Below are 906 nucleotides of genomic sequence, written 5' to 3'. Positions count from 1 at the left end.
TGATGAAAATCGCTTTTCTTAACCTTATGGACAATGCATGCAAATTCTCACCCCAACATACATGTCAAGTAAAAATTGCGAGTATTCCCTCTAATGACAAAAATTCAAAACCCCAGCTCATCCTCCATTTTATTGATCAAGGTCCTGGTATTCCGGTCGATGATCTCGATTACATCTTTGACCCCTTCTATCGAGGCAAAAACAAACATTTTAGCCAAGGCACAGGCATTGGTCTTTCGCTCACTAAAAAAATCATTGAGCTTCACAAAGGCAGCATCACTGTACACTCCACGCCTGCAGGTAGCACTTTTACTGTAGAGGTTTAAAATGCTTGTTAATCGCAAAACTTTTTAAAGAATCCTTTTTTTAAATCAAAAAACATCACTGTACAACAGGCATCACGGTGTCAGACATTGCCTTGAGCAACGCCACTAATTGCCTCATTTCCGCCTTATTCAGTTGTAAAGGTCTGATTAATGGCGATTTTGATGGGTGGTTTTTACCTCCCAAGTTATAGTGCTCAATTACCTGCTCCATGAATTTAATGCTTCCGTCGTGCATATATGGAGCGGTGTACACCAAATTCCGAAGCGTTGGTGTTTTCATTTTACCAATGTCAGCTGAGTCTCGCGTCCGTCTGAATAGGCCAACATCAGCATACACTTCGTAAAGACCGATGTTATGAAACGAATAATTGGTCAAATCCGGCCCGTTGTGGCAACGTATGCACCCAGCCTTGCCTGTAAAAAGCCTCCAACCTGCCACTTCCTCGTCGCTCAAAGTGGGCTCTCCTTTATAATACCAAGCATCCCAACGAGAAAAACCTGAAATTAGGGATCGCTCGTAAGTAGCAATCGCCCTACTAAGGTGAAAAAAGTCGATCGTATCTACTCCGTAGGCCTTTTT

At 42.5% G+C, this 906-nt stretch carries 2 protein-coding genes; one reads left to right on the top strand and one right to left on the bottom strand.

Annotated elements, in window-relative coordinates; genetic code table 11:
• A partial coding sequence (locus tag EIP89_RS11390) for a sensor histidine kinase (RefSeq protein ID WP_124398808.1) occupies nucleotides 1-326 on the top strand: 326 nt, incomplete at its 5' end.
• Nucleotides 327-381: 55 nt separating this feature from the next.
• Here the strand turns inward: EIP89_RS11390 and EIP89_RS11530 are convergent.
• The coding region (locus EIP89_RS11530; protein WP_371851069.1) for a cytochrome-c peroxidase at nucleotides 382-906 on the bottom strand (525 nt) is incomplete at its 5' end.

This window comes from Thermaurantimonas aggregans (assembly GCF_003851885.1).
Classification (GTDB): Bacteria; Bacteroidota; Bacteroidia; order Flavobacteriales; family Schleiferiaceae; genus Thermaurantimonas; species Thermaurantimonas aggregans.
The sequence above is the reverse complement of the archived record's forward strand: the minus strand, read 5'-3'. Positions and strand labels throughout refer to the sequence as shown.